This window comes from Hymenobacter sediminis, from assembly GCF_003231285.1.
Lineage (GTDB): Bacteria > Bacteroidota > Bacteroidia > Cytophagales > Hymenobacteraceae > Hymenobacter > Hymenobacter sediminis.
In genome coordinates this window covers 95,253-112,196 of the sequence record NZ_QKNS01000003.1, presented here as the reverse complement: position 1 = coordinate 112,196, position 16,944 = coordinate 95,253, and the positions used below count along the sequence as shown (strand labels likewise).

14 protein-coding genes and 1 pseudogene are annotated in these 16,944 nt (G+C 60.2%); 10 read left to right on the top strand and 5 right to left on the bottom strand.

The window, feature by feature from the left end; all coding sequences use genetic code 11:
* Window positions 1-35: 35 nt before the first annotated feature.
* The 6 genes and pseudogenes from DNI29_RS09535 (at window position 36) to DNI29_RS24110 (ending at window position 4,404) form a co-directional block, all read left to right on the top strand.
* Window positions 36-992: an alpha/beta fold hydrolase gene (locus tag DNI29_RS09535; RefSeq protein WP_110977880.1), complete on the top strand. Its 957-nt coding sequence runs from the start codon at window positions 36-38 to the stop codon at window positions 990-992.
* Between the two features lie 3 nt (window positions 993-995).
* Window positions 996-2,051 carry a sensor histidine kinase gene (locus tag DNI29_RS09530; protein WP_110977879.1) on the top strand — a complete coding sequence of 352 codons (1,056 nt, stop codon included), beginning with the start codon at window positions 996-998 and terminating at the stop codon, window positions 2,049-2,051.
* A gap of 23 nt (window positions 2,052-2,074) precedes the next feature.
* A pseudogene (locus tag DNI29_RS25475) lies at window positions 2,075-2,535 on the top strand (DoxX family protein).
* 48 nt (window positions 2,536-2,583) lie between these two features.
* The gene (locus DNI29_RS09520; RefSeq protein WP_110977878.1) at window positions 2,584-3,117 is read left to right on the top strand and encodes a flavodoxin family protein; all 534 of its coding nucleotides are present in this window, start codon (window positions 2,584-2,586) and stop codon (window positions 3,115-3,117) included.
* Window positions 3,118-3,156: 39 nt separating this feature from the next.
* The gene (locus tag DNI29_RS09515; protein ID WP_110977877.1) at window positions 3,157-3,960 is read left to right on the top strand and encodes a LytR/AlgR family response regulator transcription factor; all 804 of its coding nucleotides are present in this window, start codon (window positions 3,157-3,159) and stop codon (window positions 3,958-3,960) included.
* A 12-nt stretch (window positions 3,961-3,972) separates the two neighbouring features.
* Window positions 3,973-4,404: a hypothetical protein gene (locus DNI29_RS24110; RefSeq protein WP_123823174.1), complete on the top strand. Its 432-nt coding sequence runs from the start codon at window positions 3,973-3,975 to the stop codon at window positions 4,402-4,404.
* Window positions 4,405-4,409: 5 nt separating this feature from the next.
* Here the strand turns inward: DNI29_RS24110 and DNI29_RS09510 are convergent, their stop codons facing one another.
* The 5 genes from DNI29_RS09510 to DNI29_RS09490 all read right to left on the bottom strand — a co-directional run bounded on the left by DNI29_RS09510 (window position 4,410) and on the right by DNI29_RS09490 (window position 10,864).
* On the bottom strand, window positions 4,410-5,204 hold the full coding sequence (locus DNI29_RS09510) for a LytR/AlgR family response regulator transcription factor (protein WP_110977876.1): 795 nt from the start codon (window positions 5,202-5,204) through the stop codon (window positions 4,410-4,412).
* A gap of 347 nt (window positions 5,205-5,551) precedes the next feature.
* The gene (locus DNI29_RS09505; protein WP_110977875.1) at window positions 5,552-6,673 is read right to left on the bottom strand and encodes a sensor histidine kinase; all 1,122 of its coding nucleotides are present in this window, start codon (window positions 6,671-6,673) and stop codon (window positions 5,552-5,554) included.
* Window positions 6,674-6,858: 185 nt separating this feature from the next.
* Window positions 6,859-7,557 (bottom strand): hypothetical protein, encoded by a 699-nt coding sequence (locus tag DNI29_RS09500; protein ID WP_110977874.1) that lies wholly within the window; start codon window positions 7,555-7,557, stop codon window positions 6,859-6,861.
* A gap of 259 nt (window positions 7,558-7,816) precedes the next feature.
* The gene (locus DNI29_RS09495; RefSeq protein ID WP_110977873.1) at window positions 7,817-8,590 is read right to left on the bottom strand and encodes a phosphodiester glycosidase family protein; all 774 of its coding nucleotides are present in this window, start codon (window positions 8,588-8,590) and stop codon (window positions 7,817-7,819) included.
* Between the two features lie 75 nt (window positions 8,591-8,665).
* Window positions 8,666-10,864 (bottom strand): TonB-dependent receptor, encoded by a 2,199-nt coding sequence (locus DNI29_RS09490; protein WP_110977872.1) that lies wholly within the window; start codon window positions 10,862-10,864, stop codon window positions 8,666-8,668.
* A gap of 195 nt (window positions 10,865-11,059) precedes the next feature.
* On the opposite strand from DNI29_RS09490, the gene DNI29_RS09485 reads away from it, so the two are divergent.
* The 4 genes from DNI29_RS09485 to DNI29_RS09470 all read left to right on the top strand — a co-directional run bounded on the left by DNI29_RS09485 (window position 11,060) and on the right by DNI29_RS09470 (window position 16,918).
* Window positions 11,060-12,793 (top strand): alkaline phosphatase D family protein, encoded by a 1,734-nt coding sequence (locus tag DNI29_RS09485; protein ID WP_110977871.1) that lies wholly within the window; start codon window positions 11,060-11,062, stop codon window positions 12,791-12,793.
* A gap of 281 nt (window positions 12,794-13,074) precedes the next feature.
* The gene (locus DNI29_RS09480) at window positions 13,075-13,623 is read left to right on the top strand and encodes an RNA polymerase sigma factor (RefSeq protein ID WP_162303566.1); all 549 of its coding nucleotides are present in this window, start codon (window positions 13,075-13,077) and stop codon (window positions 13,621-13,623) included.
* 473 nt (window positions 13,624-14,096) lie between these two features.
* Window positions 14,097-15,749 (top strand): alkaline phosphatase PafA, encoded by a 1,653-nt coding sequence (pafA, locus tag DNI29_RS09475; protein WP_162303565.1) that lies wholly within the window; start codon window positions 14,097-14,099, stop codon window positions 15,747-15,749.
* A gap of 212 nt (window positions 15,750-15,961) precedes the next feature.
* A complete protein-coding gene (locus tag DNI29_RS09470) occupies window positions 15,962-16,918 on the top strand; it encodes a FecR family protein (protein ID WP_110977868.1) in 957 nt (318 codons plus the stop codon).
* Window positions 16,919-16,944: the final 26 nt, after the last annotated feature.

The following is a 16,944-nucleotide window of genomic DNA, read 5'->3' as shown; positions in this document are numbered from 1 at the left end:
ACCAGTTATCCGCTACTACAAACCTCCCTACCGCCATGACCAGCCCCCGCCTCCGTCTGCACTTCCTATTTCTCACCTGCTTTCTACTGCTGACTGGCCTAGGCCAGTCGTGGGCCCAGACCCAAGCACCGGCTTTGCGCAACGGGGCTACTACCCTACTAACTTCTGACTCGGTGCAGCTGTTTGTGCAGGTGGCGGGTAAGGGCACGCCTTGTGTGTTTGTGCATGGCGGGCCGGGCGCGGGCAGCTACTCCTTTGAGAAGCTGGGCGGCAACCGGCTGGAAGATGGGCTGCAGATGATTTACCTCGACCAACGGGGTAGCGGCCGCTCAAGCAGCTCTCCGCGCAAAGACTACTCTATGAACCGCATGGTGCAGGATATGGAGGAATTGCGTCAGCACCTAGGGCTGCAGAAGTGGGTGGTGATGGCGCACTCGTTTGGCGGTACTATTGCTACCGCCTACGCCGCCAAATACCCCGAGCGCGTGCAGGGTTTGGTGCTGGTGAATAGCGTGCTGAACCCACCTGCTTCCCTGGAAGCTATGCTGCAGTACGGTACTTCTCTGCTACCCCCTACTGAGCAGCCAAACCCCAATGCGCCCGTGATGCAGCGCTTTGGTATGGTGATGGGCGCGCTCCAGCAAAAGAAACTGGCCTACCAGCTCCAATACTCCGCCGATTCACTGGCCGCCCGCGCCAGCCGCGTGACTCGCGCCGTACCTGCCAACCAGGATTTTGCCTCCCAAGTATTCAGCGGCCGCCTGTCCGATTATGGTCAAGACTACGCGCCCGCTACCGCCCAACTCACCATGCCCGTGCTGGTGATTGTAGGCCAGGACGACCGCACCACGGGCACCACGCCACAGTCGTTCCGGTCCCGGAAGCAGCAGGTTATCACGCTGCCGGGCAAGCACTATTCCTTTCTGGAGCAGCCCGCACGGTTTCAGCAGGCCGTGGTTAGCTTCGTGCAGCTGCTGCCCCGCAAACCGTAACCTATGCCCCTACCTACCGCCGAGCGCCCCAATCCCATCCGCGTAAACGACCGCTGGTTTCTGCTCATCGGCATTCCGGTGCTGGCGCTGCTGGTGCTGCTGCCCCGGGGAATTATGCATGTGCGCACGGTGCCTATCTTCCTGCTCAATTGGGTTATTTCAATTGGGTTTACCTGCGCCTTCTGGCTCACGGGCCGGGCATTGTGGATTGGCTTGTTTCGCCGCTTTCCACGGGTTGAGCAAACCTCCCGCCGCCTGTGGCTGCTGGCCAGCATCAACACCCTGATTACGGCCGCCGTGACGCTGATACTGGGTAGCATTACCGGCTTGCTGCAAGGCGGGCACCTTAGTTGGTCCACATTCTGGTATGAGTTCGGGCTGAATATGGTGCCCACAGTGGTGGTCCAGCTTATTTACGAAAGCTGGAATTTCTTCCGGCAGTGGGCCGAGAATGTGCGCCGTGCCGAGCAGCTCCAAAATGCCGGGGTGCAAAGTCAGCTCGAAGCTCTGCAAAGTCAGCTCGACCCCCACTTTCTGTTTAACTCGCTCAATACGCTTTCAGCCATCATTGAGCCCAACAACGAGCCCGCCCAGCAGTTCGTGGAGCAGCTCTCGGATGTGTACCGCTACGTACTGCTGGCGCGCGAGCGAACCACCGTGCCGCTCAGCGAGGAACTTGCCTTTGTGGACACCTACCTGGCCCTGCATAAAGTCCGTTTCCGTGATAACCTGCGCGTGACCCAGCACGTCCCGACCGAGGCCCTGGGCCAGTTGGTAGCCCCACTCAGCATTCAGCTACTGGTAGAAAATGCCCTGAAGCACAACGTGGCCTCGCGGGAACACCCGCTGGAATTACACCTTACCGCCGACCTGTCCGCCGGCTGCTTCCTGGTAGAAAACACCCTGCGCCCCCGCGCCGCCGGCCTCGCACCCGGTACTGGAACTGGCCTGCGCAATGTACAGTACCGCTACGAACTGCTGCGGGCCCCACAGCCCGTGAAAGTCAGCGCCACGGATGGCTGGTTTCGGGTGTGCCTGCCGCTGCTCGCGGCGCGGTAAGTAGCCGGCTTAGTTCACACATTATGAAACCACTGATTGTATTGCTCGCCGTGTTTGGGCTGCTGGCCGCTGGTACGTATTTCGTTCAGGGCACTCCCAACTATCTGTTGGCCGGCAACGGGGCCATGGCGGCCATGCTGCTGTTCACTGGCGCGGCCCATTTTGCCTTTACTCAGGGCATGATGCGAATGCTACCGGACTGGCTACCTGCTAAAAAAGCCTGGGTGTACGCTACCGGTGTGCTAGAGCTGGCCGCGGCGGTCGGACTACTGATTCCGGGTGTGCGAATGAGCAAGGGAGGCTCCTTATAGCGTTTTTCCTGCTGATCCTGCCCGCCAATATTCTGGCCGCCCAACGTCACCTCAACTACCAAACCGGCACCCTCGATGGCCCCGGCCCGCGCTACCTCTGGTTTCGGGTGCCTCTGCAGCTATTCTTCATGGCCTGGACGTGGTATTTTGGGTGGTACTTGCCCACAGTGTAGTTTTCCGGAGTCCGGGAGAATAATGTTTCCTACCTATTGATTACGCATATGACTGAATCTGCTGCTCATACCCCACTCGTTATTTTAGGTAGTGCCCGCTCCGATGGCAACACGCAGCAATGCCTAACGAAGGTGCTTGCTGAGATTCCGCACACGGTAGTAGACCTGCGGGACTACTCCGTAGCCACCTACGACTACCTGCACGAGTATCCTGCCGAGGACCAGTTCCTGCACCTCACCGACCTCATGCTCAGTCATCCGGTCATTGTGTTTGCGACGCCTGTTTACTGGTACAGCATGAGCGGGAGAATGAAGAACTTTTTCGACCGGCTTACCGACCTAGTGGAAGAGCCCCACAAGAAGCTAGGTCGCCGGATGGCCGGCAAGCACGTCTTCATGCTAGCTACGGGCTACGACGAAGAGTGGGCCGAGGGCTTTGAGGTGCCGTTTCGGCGCACGGCTGAGTATTTTGATATGCACTACGAAGGCAGCTTTTACCACTCCTCAGAGCAGCCTTTCCCTACGGAGGCGGCTCGCCAGTTTGCTCAACGCATCAACCAATATTGTCAGTCGCCCCAGTAGCACAATCAAACATCACCCCTTCACCATTTCACCCCTAGCATGAATGTTCTGCTGCTCGAAGATGAATACCCCGCCGCCGAGCGGCTCCAACGCCTGCTCCTGCAAGCGGCCCCCGGAGCCTGCGTGCTGGCCGTGCTCGACAGCGTAAGCAGCGCCGTACAATGGCTCAGCACCAACCCGGCCCCCGACCTGATCCTCTCCGATATACAGCTGGCCGACGGCCTGAGCCTGGACGTGTTCGACCAACTGGTGGTGCGCAGCCCCGTCATCTTCACCACCGCTTATGACGCCTATGCCATCCGGGCCTTCAAAGCCAACAGCGTCGACTACCTCCTGAAACCGGTGAAACTCGCAGAGCTGCAGGCCGCTCTCACCAAGCTGCGCGAGTGGCGCACTGCTCCTTCGGAACCCACCGCCGCTCCTACCCCGCCTGTGGCCGCCGAGGATGACACGGCCCGCCGTTTGGAGCGCCTGCTCGACGCCCTGCCCCGCCCCGACCGCCAGTACAAAACCCGCTTCCTGGTGCGCAGCGGCGAGCAGCTCCTACCCCTGGCCGTGAGCCAGGTGGCCTGGTTCCAGAGCCGCCACGAAACCACTACCCTCGCCACCACCGACAACCGCCGCTTCGTGGTGGACTATACTTTAGAGCAGCTTGAAAGCCTGCTGGACCCCGCCCTATTCTTCCGGATAAATCGCCAGTTCATTGCTCAGTTGCCTGCTGTGCAGCGCCTACACCCGCACTTCAACGGCAAGCTGCTGCTGGAGCTGCAGCCCGCCCCGAGCGAGGAAGTGCTAGTCAGCCGGGAGAAGGCCGGGGCCGTGAAAAGCTGGTTGGAAGGGTAGTATATTACCGCTATGAAATCTTTTCAGATTGCATTTTCTGTTGCTGTCTTGTGCTCGCTAAGCGCTTGTCAATCAAACTCTACTTCTCCAGCTACCTCAATACATGTTGCTAAATCGGGAGGCCTTAAAGAATTAGAAGGCACTTGGGTTGGGCACACAGAAAGTGGCTTTACGCTTCTCAAGATTGATTCTAACTCGACTGGCACATATACCGGCTACACAGATCGGGAAAAGAAGACTGGGAAAGACGTCCGAATATCTAGGCACTGGCTTTATGAATCACCTATTCGGGTGAAATATGTAGCTCTCAAGCAAGAGCCTAATGTGTTCATTGAGACACAACGCTTTCGTTTTGACTATGCCTTAAGGGGTGATACCCTACAAGAAATTGATAAGATGGGCTTGCAGGGCGCCCTAATACGCGTAAAGCCTGAGCAACCATAGTAGCCCTACCGATCCAGCCAGGCCTTGAACGCCGATACTTTCTCGCGGCTGACCAGCACGGTGTCGTTGTCGGGGGCGGTGGGCTTGAGGATGGTTTGGAGGCGGGAGTTGGTGTAGTGGATAATGTCGTGAATAGCTTCGGCGTGGGCCAGGTAGGCACGGTTAAGACGAAAGAACTCAGTGGGGTCGAGCATGCCTTCGAGCTGTTCCAGGGTGTAGTCGACCACGAATTTGCGGCCCTCGCGGGTATGCAGCAGGGTTACTTTTTCCAGGCTGGCGAAGTAGGCAATCTGCTCCACCGGAATGGCCTTCAGATGCTCTCCTACCCGCACCACGAACCTGGATTTATATTCCTTGGCCGGCTGGGCCTGGCGCAGCACCTGGGCCAGTAGGTTGGCGTCGAAGGCGGGGGTAGCGGCCTGGCGCTGCCGCTCCAGCTTCTGCAGGGCCCCGGTAAGTTCTTCGGGGTCGATGGGCTTGAGCAGGTAGTCAACGCTATTCACCTTGAAGGCGCGCAGGGCGTATTTATCGTAGGCCGTAGTGAAGATGACCGGGCTCTGGATGTCGAGGCGTTCGAACAGCTCGAAGCTTAGTCCGTCGGCCAAATGAATATCCAGAAACAGCACGTCGGGCGCTGGGCGCAGGGTGTACAGCAGGGCTTCCGCTTCCGCCACCGATTCGGCTTTGCCCACTACCTCCACCGGCTGCGGTTGCTTGCGCAGCAGCTCCGTCAGGCGGCGGGCAGCCAGAGGTTCATCTTCAATAATCAGGGCACGGAGTGGGGTAGCGGTTGCAGGCATAGAGGCGAGGTTTCTACAAGTGGGGTTTCCTGTAAGTAAGGCTAGAGCTAGGAGCTAGCTCCCCTCCTTGGAAAGGAGGGGCTAGGGGTGGTTGATGACGGGAAGAACGGTATTTAGAGCTAGAAGCTAGAGTGTATTAAAAGCGAATATTAAGGAACGTCATGCTGAGCGGAGGCGCAGCCATAGTCGAAGCATCTCTACCGCTTCGTCCTCACGTCGGGAATTAACCAGAGGTAGAGATGCTTCGGCTTCGCTCAGCATGACGTTCTTTTATACTGTTCAACGGTTGGTCAACCACCCCCAACCCCTCGTCAGTTGAGGAGGGGAGCTAGCTTTAGCGTCTAATTCTACTGCAATTCCAGCACGGGCAGGACTACACCGAACTCCGTGTCCGACTCCTCTACTAGCACGGGTTGGCTGGTGAGGAAGGCGTAGCGGGCGCGCAGGTTTTTCAGGCCCAGGCCCGTCGATTCGCCATCAGGGAGGCGGCGGGGGCGGCGGATGTTGCGCACGGCCAGGGTGCGGGCGGTTTCATCGAGCTCGATGCGGATGCGGAGCGGGTCGCGCTGGGAGGTGGCGTTGTGCTTGAGGGCGTTTTCCAGCAGCAGCTGCACGGCCAGCGGAGGCACTACCAGGGTTTCGAGGGCGGCGGGGGGTAGGCGCATTTCTACCTGCACGCCTTCGCCCAAGCGGGTGCGCTGCAGAAACAGATAGGCCTCTACAAAGCGTATTTCTTCCGAGAGCGGCACCACTTCCTGGTCCTGACTATCGAGCACGTAGCGGTACACCTGGCTGAGCTGGCGGATAAAGCGCGTGGCCCGTGCCGGGTCGTTTTCCTCGACCAGGGAGGTCAGGGCGTTGAGGGAATTGAACAAGAAGTGCGGGTCGAGCTGGCGGCGCAGGGAGTCGGCCTGGGCCTGGGCATTTTCCTTCTGCAGGCGCTCGGCCTGGGTGGTGGCATCGCGCCAGCTCAGCAGAAATGAGCGGCTGTGCATAAACAAGGATACTACCACCGTAATCAGCAGGGGCATCACGAAGGGCCGCCAGGTAATAGAGCTCAGGGGCCGGTGGTGGTAGAGCACGTTGAATCCCGTAGTGACCAGGAATATCACAATCAGGGACAGCACCAGCGACATCGACAGCGTAATCAGAAAGCGCCGGATGGGCTGAATCGTCCAATCGACGCGGCGGTTCAGCCACTCATTGGGAAAGCCGTTGGCCAGCCACAGGCCATTGGTATAGAAAAAGTTATACCCAAACGTCACCAGAAAATCCTCACTCCATACCGAGCAACCACCGCAGAACAATAGGGTCAATCCAAACGACAAGGCCACCATCATACCCAGCATGAGCACCCACTTGCGGTGCGGGTAGTGCCGGCCCAGGTTGGAGAGAGAGGCTTTGCGCACGTCCAGGGCTTCTTCGGTAGTCAGGGGCGGGCGGTTCACGGGGAGGGCAGAATCAAGCATAGTGGGAAACCCAGCGGGCCAATAAAGCAAGGAAAAAGATACTAAAAGTCAGCCGCCAACTGCTTCCTGGCGCAGCCGAGCCGATAGATAATTCCGGCCAACGTCGTCATAGCAGAACCGACAGGGCAGAGCGTAGCCCTTAGCCTATCACTTATGGTCCTGCCGTGACGCCGGAAGCAAGTGGCTTACTTCACTGAGGCCGTTTCGTAGCTTTTCAAGCGGCCTTTTACCTGCCGCTCACCCCAGTTCGGGGACAGCACGGAGGCAGGTTTGAAAGCTGTAAAGCGCGTCTGGGCTTCCTGGAAGAGGGGCTTGGCTACCTCGGCCCCGCCCCCGAACATGGAAGGCGTATAGTACACGTTGTTGGCCTGCACCAAGTAAATGCGTGGGTTAGCGGGGTTGATTTTCTTGGCTTGGGCCAGCGTTTCGGTCACCATTTTGGAATACTTCATGGAGCGCAGCATGGGCGAGATGCTCAGGCGGGCCTGGTAGATGTACGCCTGCACCACCAGCAACTCCGATTCCTCGCCGCCCAGCTTGCGGGCCTGGGCCAGGGCAGCTTCGGCTTGGTCGAGGTACTTGTCCTTGATTTCGTCTTCCTCCTTGCTCACGAAGGCGGTAATTACGCGGGCGTAGGCCTGGTAGTAGCGGGGCAGCCAGTCTTTGGGGGCTACCTGGCCGGCGCGCTCCAGCTTGGCATCGGCTTGCTTAAGTTTGGCGGGGTCGCCGGTGCTCATCAGGTCCTGAATGATGGCGGCCATCATGCTGGTGTAGGCATCGGGGTTGCTAGTGGCGGCGGGGGTAGCGGTGGGCTGCTGCGTTACGGCGGCGAAGGACGAGAAAGAGGCGGCTACCAGGGCGAGGGTGAACAGGGCTTTTTTCATGGCGAGGAAGGGTTTGTGGTGGTTGATGATTCAAAGGTGGCCCAGCCCCGGCGCCAAAGAAATTTGCCGTTACCGAACCGTCGGATTTACCGGATGAAGCGTAGCCGGCAGCTCCCAAGCGAAAATCAACGCGGTCCATTTCCCGCCCTTTACTCCTTCCGGCCAACTAAAAACCGCCCGCGCTACCGCTATAGCAGTTGCGCGGGCGGCGCATCCCTACCCCTCTATCCGGCCCCAACGCGGCTGAGACAAGCAGGCCCTACCGAGCCGGCTCGGTCACGCCGATAATGACGCCGAAGTCCCCGTCCGTCTGAACCCAGTGCTGTTCTGGCAAATACGTGCGCGACACAAACCCATCGAGGTACAGAGCCGTCTGGCAGCCCTGCCGCTGGAAGTACGTGGCAAAATCATGGAAGCTGACTTTCTCCTTCGACATGGCAAATAGCGCATTGCCATTGGGCAGTATGCCTACCCCGTTGCGGATATGCAGGTTGGTGGAGTGCGGCCTGAAGGCCGGGTGCACCCGCCCATTCAGTATCAGTAGCGGCCCCGACTGCGTGGCGTAGCGCACATCCGGCACCCTGGAAAAGGCTGCGGTAAGTACAATACCGGGCTGCCCGCCAGCCGTCAGATAAAACACCCCGTTTGGCTTCAGGTAGAAGTTTCCTACCCCCTGGGTGGTATCCAGCGGCGTGCGCACTACCCCCTGTTCCAGCAGCAACCCCAGCGGCACGTTACCGGCTTTGTACATGCCGCCGTTGGTAGCAAACAACAGGTGCTGGCCCCGGGAAGCCAGCCACTCGCGCAGCCGCCGGATACTACGCAGCTTCTCGCCCCGCTCATCCTGCCAGTACAGGCGCAGCGCCTGTCGGCGCGGGTTGACCTGGTAACTGACGTAGTGGTCGGGGTCAGAGGCAGCCGGCGCGTGGTCGGGCTTGCACTGCGTACCGCTCAAAAGCCCCAGCCCGGCCACCCACAGCAGTAGGCGACCGGGCTGGGGGCCCTGGCTATTCCGGAATAATTCCCAACTCATGGCGCAAGTAAAGCAGGGTCAGCGTACGCCCCTACTTCCCCTGGCAACCGGCAACTCACTCCTGGCAACTGAACTCTACTCCGGCCGCTCGTTCACGTCGGCGGCGCGGTTCTTATTGATGGAGATGAACAGGCCCACGAACAGCATGCGGGGCGCGGTGGGCGTTACGGCCACCCGGTTGAAGGTGCCAGCGGCGTCGGGCTGGGTGGCGTAGCGGTAGCCAAACACGTTCTGGCGGCCCAGCACGTTGGTAGCCGAGACGTGCAGCACCGTGTACTGCCCGAAGAGGCGGGTGACGTAGCTGGCGTTCAGGCTCAGGTCCTGGTAAGTGGGCAGCACGCCTTGGTTGTAGCCGTGCTCGGGGTCGTTGAGGTCGTGGTAGCGGCGGGGGCTGCCGTAGCTGTAGGTAGCGCCCAGCAGCGTGTGTAGACTACCTACCCAGTACTTGCCAACTACCGACACATTATGCCGGGCGGCAAAGGTAGGCACAGCCAGCACGGGGTCCTGGCGGTACTGGCGCTTGGTATCCAGGAAGCCATAGCTAACATAGTATTCCAGGTTTTTAACGGATTTCCGGTCGCGCCAGAGCACATCTAGGCCGCGAGCGTAGCCGGAGCCATCGTTGTTGTAAGTGTAGGGGTTGCGGGGGTTCTGGCCGTCGTAGCGGGTGAGGTGGTTATAGGTTTTGTAGTAGGCCTCCACCTGCAGTAGCTGCCGGTCGTGGGTGTACTGGTAGGTAAGCACCGAGTGGGTGGCTTGCTCGAAGCGCAGGCGGGGCTGCACCAGCAGCAGGGCGTTATCGGGGGTTTGGTAGAAGCGGCCGTAGGCAGCCGAGAGGGAGCTATTTTCGGAGGTTTGGTAGGCCAGAGCCAGGCGCGGCGCCGCGTTCCACTGCTGTAGCAGCGCCGAGTATTCCGTGCGGCCTCCTACCCGGCCCGCTAACCGGTCAGAGAGTTGAAAGTCGGATTCCACGAAGCCAGCGGCCCGTTTTTCGGTAAACTCCGGCCGGTACACGGTGGCCAGCGCCGCGTTGGGCTGCACTTGCTGCTGCACGTTCTGGGCCAGCACTTCGGCCCCAATTTTCACGTTCCAGCGGGCGGCAGCTGAGTCGTTTATGAGCACCAGCCGGGCCGTGAGGGCCTGCTCCAGGGTGCCAATGCGCACCGTATCGGGGGCTACGCGCTGGTGGTCACGGCTCAACCCTACCCCCGACTGCAGGCTCCAACCCCGGCGCAGGGGGCTGCGGAAGGTAGTGTTGAGGTAGCCGTTGCCCGCGCGCAGGGCCACCGTTTGGGTGCCGGCCGGCTCGGGCGAGGGCTGACCGATGGTCATTTGCTGCTGATTCCAGACTCCGTACACTTTCAGCATGCCGGCTTGGCCGGTGCGGTGGCGCAGGTTCACGGAAGCCGCCAAGCCGCGCGGCGACTGGGGCCAGGTCACGTTTTGGGGTAGCAGGCGCTGGTAGGGCTGCAGATTAGTGTAGTCGAGGGTGGCTGCTACGGAAGTGCGCTCCCAGCGCTGCGTGCGGGCTGCGCCCAGAAACAAGGAGGTAGCCGAAATGCCGGTTTCCGTTTCCGGGGCCAGATCCGTGGAGTTCAGCAGCAACACCCCGGACAAGGCCTGCCCGTACTGAGCCGAGTAGCCGCCGGTACTAAACACGGTGCCTTTAAACAGGCTGGGCGAGAACCGCCCGCGGGCCGGCACAGCCGCCACGGTGGCGTTGTAGGGGTTTTGCACGGGTAGGCCATCCATGTACACCTTGGTTTCCGAAGCCGCCCCACCCCGCACGAACAGCATGCCATCCTCCCCTACCCGCGTGGTGCCGGGCAAGGTGTTAAAGGCAGCGGCCACATCGGCCAGGGCCCCGGCAGTGGTTTGCACGTCGCGGGTGTTGAGGGCGGCGCTGCGTTGCTCGTCGCTGGCCTCAAAGGCGCCGGCCGTAATTACCACCGAGCCCAGAGCGTGGGGGGTGCTTTTTAGGACAAGGTTGAGCCGCTGGGGCTGGCCGCTCAGCGTTACCGGCCGCTCTACCGTCAGGAAGCCGAGCAGGCTAGCTTGCAGCACGTAGCTTCCGGCGGGCTGCTGCGTTTCGAAGCGGAAGCGGCCGAGGGAATCAGTGCTGGCTCCGTCGAAGGTGGCTTTGAGAAACACGTTCACCCCTGGCAGTGCCTGGCCGGCCCCGTCGCGGACGGTGCCGCTGAGGGTGGTAGTAGATTGGGCCAGCACGCGGAAAGCGAAAACCAGCAGCAGGACGAGGAGTAACGGACGTTTCATGGGGTAGCGGCGTAGTGATAAACCAAAAGTGGCCCGCTACTGCAGCCGATGAAACTTGCCGTTACCGAAGCGTCGGATTAGGTGGATGAAGTGTTATTGCCCCATCTTCTCACTACTTCTAAACATAAGCTACCCGTAATTTTTCCGTAACACTCCGCCTCTACTTTCGCCGCCGGAACATATCATCCTTTAGCTATGGCAGCGAAGAATCCAAAAGGCCTCAACCGGCGCGAATTCCTGAAAAATACCGCCTTGCTTTCGGGTGGGGTAGCGCTGTTGCCATCCATTCTGACTAGTTGCGACGATGATAGCGACGTGGTGAACTATACCGGAAGCTTTGGCTTCCGCGAGGGGGTAGCCAGCTTCGATCCTACCGCTAGCAGCGTGCTGCTCTGGACGCGCTACACTCCTGCCGATAATGAGCCCACTGATGCCTCTCTGCGCTGGGAAGTAGCCGAAACCAACAGCTTCGCTTCCTTGGCTGCCAGTGGTACCATTACGGCTGCTGCCGCCACCGACCATTGCGTGCGGGTAGATGCCACCGGCTTAGCCGCCAACAAGAAATACTACTACCGCTTCCGCAACGAGCAAACCAAGGCCGAATCGGTGGTAGGCGAAACCCGTACCCTCCCCACGGCTGGACAAGCCAACCGCGTAAAAATGGCCGTAGTGTCGTGCGCTAACTACCAGTCCGGCTTGTTCAACGTGTATGGAGCAGTAGCCGAATCGGATGCCGACGTGGTAGTGCACCTGGGCGACTACATCTACGAGTATGGGCAGGGCCAATATGGCACCAACGATACTACCGCGTCCTTGAACCGGGCTCACCTACCGGCCACCGAGGTGCTAAGCCTATCTGACTACCGCACCCGCTATAAGCAATACCGCGGCGACAAGCAGCTGCAGAAGGCCCATCAGCTGAAGCCCTTTATCTGCGTTTGGGACGACCACGAACTGACCAACGACGCCTACCTCGATGGGGCTCAGAACCACCAGGCGTCGGAAGGCAGCTTCACCCAGCGCCGCCAGATTGCCCAGCAGGTGTGGCACGAGTACCTGCCCTCGCGCACCATCAGCACCGACAAGATTTACCGCAGCTTCGACTTCGGTGGTCTTGCCCACCTGCACATGCTCGATACGCGCATGGTTGGGCGGGAAAAGCAGCTTAGCATCACGGATTACTTTGGGGCCGGTGGTGCGTTTGATGCTACCAGCTTTGGGGCCGCTTGGCTGAACCCGAACCGCACGATACTGGGCTCGGAGCAACGCACCTGGCTGGCCTCGGCGCTGGCGGGCAGCAGTGCCCGGTGGCAGGTACTCGGCTCGCAGGTACTTATGGGCAAAATGTACATTCCGGCAGAGTTGCTACCCCTGGTAGGGCAGCTAGCCTCAGGTGGTGCCTCGGCAACTTTACTGGCCCAGTACACTACGGTAGCTACTCAGCTGCTCACCATTAAACAGCGCATCCGGCAGGCCGACCCTACCCTGACGGCCGCTGAGCGCGCCCGCGTCACGACGGTGCTTCCGTATAACCTCGATGCCTGGGACGGCTACCCCGCCGAGCGGGAGAAAGTGTATGCCGCGGCCAATGGCAAAAAGCTGATTTCCCTGGCCGGCGACACCCACAATGCCTGGCACAACGACCTGACCGATGCCAGCGGCAAAAAGGTAGGCGCCGAGTTTGCCTGCTCCTCGGTTTCTTCTCCTGGCTTCGAAGCCTTTTTTGGGGGTAACGCGGCAGCCGTGCAGGCCTTTGCCCAATCCAACCAGCTCCTCATCGACGACCTTAACTACCTCGATGCGTCTCAGCGCGGCTACGTAATGGCTGAGTTTACCGCCACCGCTGCCACAGCGCAGTGGCTCTACGTGGCCGGCCTGGACCGCGAAAACACGGCCACTACCATTGGGCATACGGTAACTGAGTCGTAAGAAACGCTGGTGGGGCCTTCTTGCTACTGCCCACTAGACTAAGGCAGCGCTTTCCCTACCCCCTTTATCTAGCTCAACCATAGAACGATACATTCTGATCTTTTCCAGAGCCGGGTTGGTGTTCCTCGATAAGGGCCGCCAGTCCGGCTTTGCTGCGTCTACCTACCGCATTATATTCCAAATTATCAATTCATTACCTGATCGTAAAGCTTGTGTAATATCTGCTTTCAGCTTCTTTTATGGTCGACTAACCCCTCTACATTTGGCGCAAACAACGCGCCGTGGCTACTGACAACTTACTCGGGTTACTCGAGAGGATCCGCAACGACGACTACCAGGCCTTTGAACAGCTGTTTGAGCTGCACTGGCAGGACCTGTTTCGCTACGCCTATAAGGTGCTGCGCGACGCCCCGGAGGCGGAAGACCTCACCCAGGAGCTGTTCTGCGACCTGTGGGCTAACCGCGCCGGGCTTAACGTGCACACCAGCGCCCAAGCCTACCTGCTAGGGGCTCTGCGCAAGAAAATCCTCACCCGCTTCCGCGACGCCGACATCCGGGCCCGCCACCTCCAGCAGTTCGGCGCTACCCAAGAGCCCAGCACGGAACTGGGCCTCAAGCGCCTAGTCAGCCACGACACCCTGGCAGCCATTCAGGTGCAGGCCCAGGTCCTACCCCCCAAGGAAAAAGAAATCTTCCTGCTCGGCATGCTGGAAGACTTTTCAGTAAAGGAAATGGCCGAGCGCTTCGCCACCTCCGAGCAAACTGTGCGCAACCAGCTCAACAGCGCCCTGCACAAACTCTCCCCCTTCCTAACCAAAATCCTAAGCTAGGGTAGAGACCTGCTATAGCACGGGCGCTATTGCTAAGACTATAACTAGAAAGCTAGCTCCCCTCCTCAGATGAGGAGGGGTTGGGGGTGGTTGAAAGATTAGAATTAGAAACTAAGTCTAGTAAGTCGTTCAACGAGTGGTCAACCACCCCCACCCCCTCCTCATCTGAGGAGGGGAGCTAGCTGTTAGCCCAAGTCCACTTTCAGTATGTCTGCGCCTCATATTACGTCTTCGTTAATTCAGCGAAAGGCAGTAGTTACAAAACCGAGGCAGTGCAACTGGTAGAGTAGATGGCGCCCCGGCCGGGAATAGCAAGTTGCTCGTCATCAGGTGGCCGAGTTGCGGCCTTCAGCTCTTACCAGAACGCGCCTCCGCGCTGGGTTTGCGCCCGCGGCGGGGGTAGGCTTCTTCATCTTCCTTTTCCGCTTTGGCACCCCGGCGTATGTCGCCCCGAGGTAGTGCCTTCCTTTAGTATGATTCGAAAACTTCTGCTTTCCGCACTCCTGTTGGGGAGTGCACCGGCCCTGCTTGCCCAAAGCCCTAAAAAACCTAAGCTGCTGGTAGGCATTATGGTGGACCAGATGCGCGCCGACTACCTCCCGCGCTTCGCCGACCAGATGGGCAACGACGGCTTTAAGCGCCTGCTGCGCGAAGGGTTTCAGTGCCGCAACACCCACTACAACTACGTGCCCACCGTAACCGGGCCCGGCCACTCCTCGGTGTACACCGGTACTACCCCCCGCTACCACGGCATTGTGGGCAACTCCTGGTACGACCGCCGCTTGCGCCGCGACGTGTACTGCACCGATGACTCGACAGTACAACTAGTAGGCACCCCAAAAGGCATGGGCGTTTCGGCGCGTAACCAGGTTAGCACTACCCTGGGCGACGAGATGAAGATGGTCTCGAACGGGCGCAGCAAAGTCATTGCTTTGTCGCTCAAGGACCGCGCCTCGGCCCTGCCGGCGGGCCACATGGCCGATGGAGCCTTCTGGTTCGACATGAACACTGGCGACTTTATCTCCAGCACGTACTACATGCCCGCGCTGCCCAAGTGGGTAGCCGATTTCAACGCCCAGAAAAAGGCCGACTACTATCGCCAGCAAACCTGGACGCCCTTGCGCGGTCCCGAGGCCTACCTCAACAGCGTCGCCGATTCCAACTCGTTTGAGCGCATTTTCAAGGGCAAAACGGTTGCTACCTTTCCCTACGAGCTCAGCAAGCTGGCCCCACTCAATCCGCCCCCCTACGAGATGGTCAACATCTCGCCCTTCGGCAATAACCTGCTGACGGACCTGGCCCTGGAAGCGCTGGCACACACGGATCTGGGCCGCGACGACGTGCCCGATTTGCTGGCCCTGAGCTACTCCAGCCCCGACCCCGTCGGCCACACCTTCGGCCCCCTGTCCAAGGAAGAAAACGACCTCTACCTGCGCCTGGATCTGGAAATTGCCCGCCTGCTGCAGGCCCTGGACAAAACTGTGGGCAAAGGCAACTACACCATCTTCTTGACCGCCGACCACGGCGCCAGCGAAGTGCCCCGCTACCTGGCTCGGCACCACGCTCCCAGCGGGGCCCAGTCGCACTCCACCCTGAACAAAGGCGTGGCCGACTACCTGAACCAACAGCTGGGGCCCGGCGCCTGGATTGAGACGGAGCGCAACAACATGTACTACCTCAACCGCCCGCTCATTGCCAGCCGCAAACTGGAGCTGGCCCGGGTACAGGAGATGCTGGCCGAGTACCTGCGTAACCAAGACGGCATTGCCCAGGTGAGCACCACGGCCCAGCTACTGGCGAGCAGCCAGACGGCCTACCTGGAATCTAAACTTCAGAATGGACTGTACTACAAGCGCTTCGGCGATGTGCGCTTTGAGCTGGAACCCGGCTGGACCTGGGAAATGGGGGTAGGCGCTACCCACGGCTCGGGCTACGCCTACGACAGCCACGTACCCCTGCTCTGGTTTGGGGCCGGCATCACGCCGGGCATCAGCTACCAGTACCACACCATCACCGATATTGCCCCCACGGCCGCCATGCTAGTGGAAAGCAAGCTGCCCAGCGCCTGCACCGGCCAGGCCATACCGGAAGTGCTTTCCACTGCTGGCCCCAAAAAGCGCCGCTAGCCCTGGCAAACGGATGTATCCGCCTCTGATTCGTTATTCCTTGGGTTGGCTGCCTCTTGGCTCATCCGCTTCTGAATCGTCAGGCTCTCCCTTTCCCCACGGTAATGCGCCTCAAGCGTTTCTCGCGCTAGCCGCCTCTCTCCTACCAGATTACGCTTTCGTTAAATCAGGCCCTGCCAGTAGTTACTTGCCGGGGCTTGTGCAACTCTTGTATGAAGTCGCCTCTTTCCCGGTTCAACCACCTACCTGCCCACCTGCTGCGCTACCTGCGGGGCCACTCGGCTGCCCGGCCACAACCGCAGGTGGAGCACTGGCTGGATGAGCTGGTAGCCGCTACCCCGGACGATGACGAGCTCCTCGACCCGGAACAGGAAGCCCGGCGGCGGGCCCGGATTCTGGAGGGGGTTCGGGCCCGCACCCGGCCTTCCGGGCGGGTGCTGCCGCTCTGGCCTGCCCTACGGGTGGCGGCCGTGGTAGTACCGCTGCTGGTGGCTGGAGTGGTACTCTGGCACCGGGGGCGGCAACCGGAGCTGCTGCACTACGCAACCGGCGTAGGCGAGCAGCGCGAGGTAGTGCTGCCCGACAGCAGTCACGTCTGGCTTCGACCCCGCTCGGAGCTGACCTGCGTGGCTTCCTTCGGGGCGGTGCGCCGCGTGCAGCTGCGGGGCGAGGCCTTCTTCAGCGTTACCAAAGACCCAGCCCACCCATTTGTGGTGCAGGCTGGGGAAGTAGCGGTAAAAGTGCTGGGCACCTCCTTTCTGGTGCAAGCCTACCCCCAGCTACCGGCCACCACCGTGTTGGTGCACACGGGCCGGGTGCAGGTAGCTCACCAGCAGCGCGTGCTGGGCGTATTGCACCCTCACGACCAACTCCAGTACCACGCCCGCACCGGGCAGCTTACGCTTACCTCTAATAATTATACCGCCGCCCTACCTACCCGCCAGCTGCTAACCTTTGAGCAGGCCTCCTTGCCCGACATTCTGTTCCAGCTCGAGAATTATTACCCCGTGCACTTCACGCTGCGGCGCCCCGCCCCCACGGTAGCCCTTACCGGAACCCTGGACCCCTCCCTTTCTGCCGACCAGATTACTGACGTGCTCAATGTGCTCCTGCAACGCCACCATTTGCGCATTACCAAGCTTTCTGCCACCGCCTATCAGGTAGAATAACGCCGCCTGCTGGCCCCTCTCCTTTC

Coding starts and splice junctions, on each gene's coding strand:
- DNI29_RS09535 (WP_110977880.1), top strand. CDS start 36: ATGACCAGCCCCCGCCTCCGTCTGCACTTCCTATTTCTCACCTGCTTT.
- DNI29_RS09530 (WP_110977879.1), top strand. CDS start 996: ATGCCCCTACCTACCGCCGAGCGCCCCAATCCCATCCGCGTAAACGAC.
- DNI29_RS09520 (WP_110977878.1), top strand. CDS start 2,584: ATGACTGAATCTGCTGCTCATACCCCACTCGTTATTTTAGGTAGTGCC.
- DNI29_RS09515 (WP_110977877.1), top strand. CDS start 3,157: ATGAATGTTCTGCTGCTCGAAGATGAATACCCCGCCGCCGAGCGGCTC.
- DNI29_RS24110 (WP_123823174.1), top strand. CDS start 3,973: ATGAAATCTTTTCAGATTGCATTTTCTGTTGCTGTCTTGTGCTCGCTA.
- DNI29_RS09510 (WP_110977876.1), bottom strand. CDS start 5,204: ATGCCTGCAACCGCTACCCCACTCCGTGCCCTGATTATTGAAGATGAA.
- DNI29_RS09505 (WP_110977875.1), bottom strand. CDS start 6,673: ATGCTTGATTCTGCCCTCCCCGTGAACCGCCCGCCCCTGACTACCGAA.
- DNI29_RS09500 (WP_110977874.1), bottom strand. CDS start 7,557: ATGAAAAAAGCCCTGTTCACCCTCGCCCTGGTAGCCGCCTCTTTCTCG.
- DNI29_RS09495 (WP_110977873.1), bottom strand. CDS start 8,590: ATGAGTTGGGAATTATTCCGGAATAGCCAGGGCCCCCAGCCCGGTCGC.
- DNI29_RS09490 (WP_110977872.1), bottom strand. CDS start 10,864: ATGAAACGTCCGTTACTCCTCGTCCTGCTGCTGGTTTTCGCTTTCCGC.
- DNI29_RS09485 (WP_110977871.1), top strand. CDS start 11,060: ATGGCAGCGAAGAATCCAAAAGGCCTCAACCGGCGCGAATTCCTGAAA.
- pafA (WP_162303565.1), top strand. CDS start 14,097: ATGATTCGAAAACTTCTGCTTTCCGCACTCCTGTTGGGGAGTGCACCG.
- DNI29_RS09470 (WP_110977868.1), top strand. CDS start 15,962: ATGAAGTCGCCTCTTTCCCGGTTCAACCACCTACCTGCCCACCTGCTG.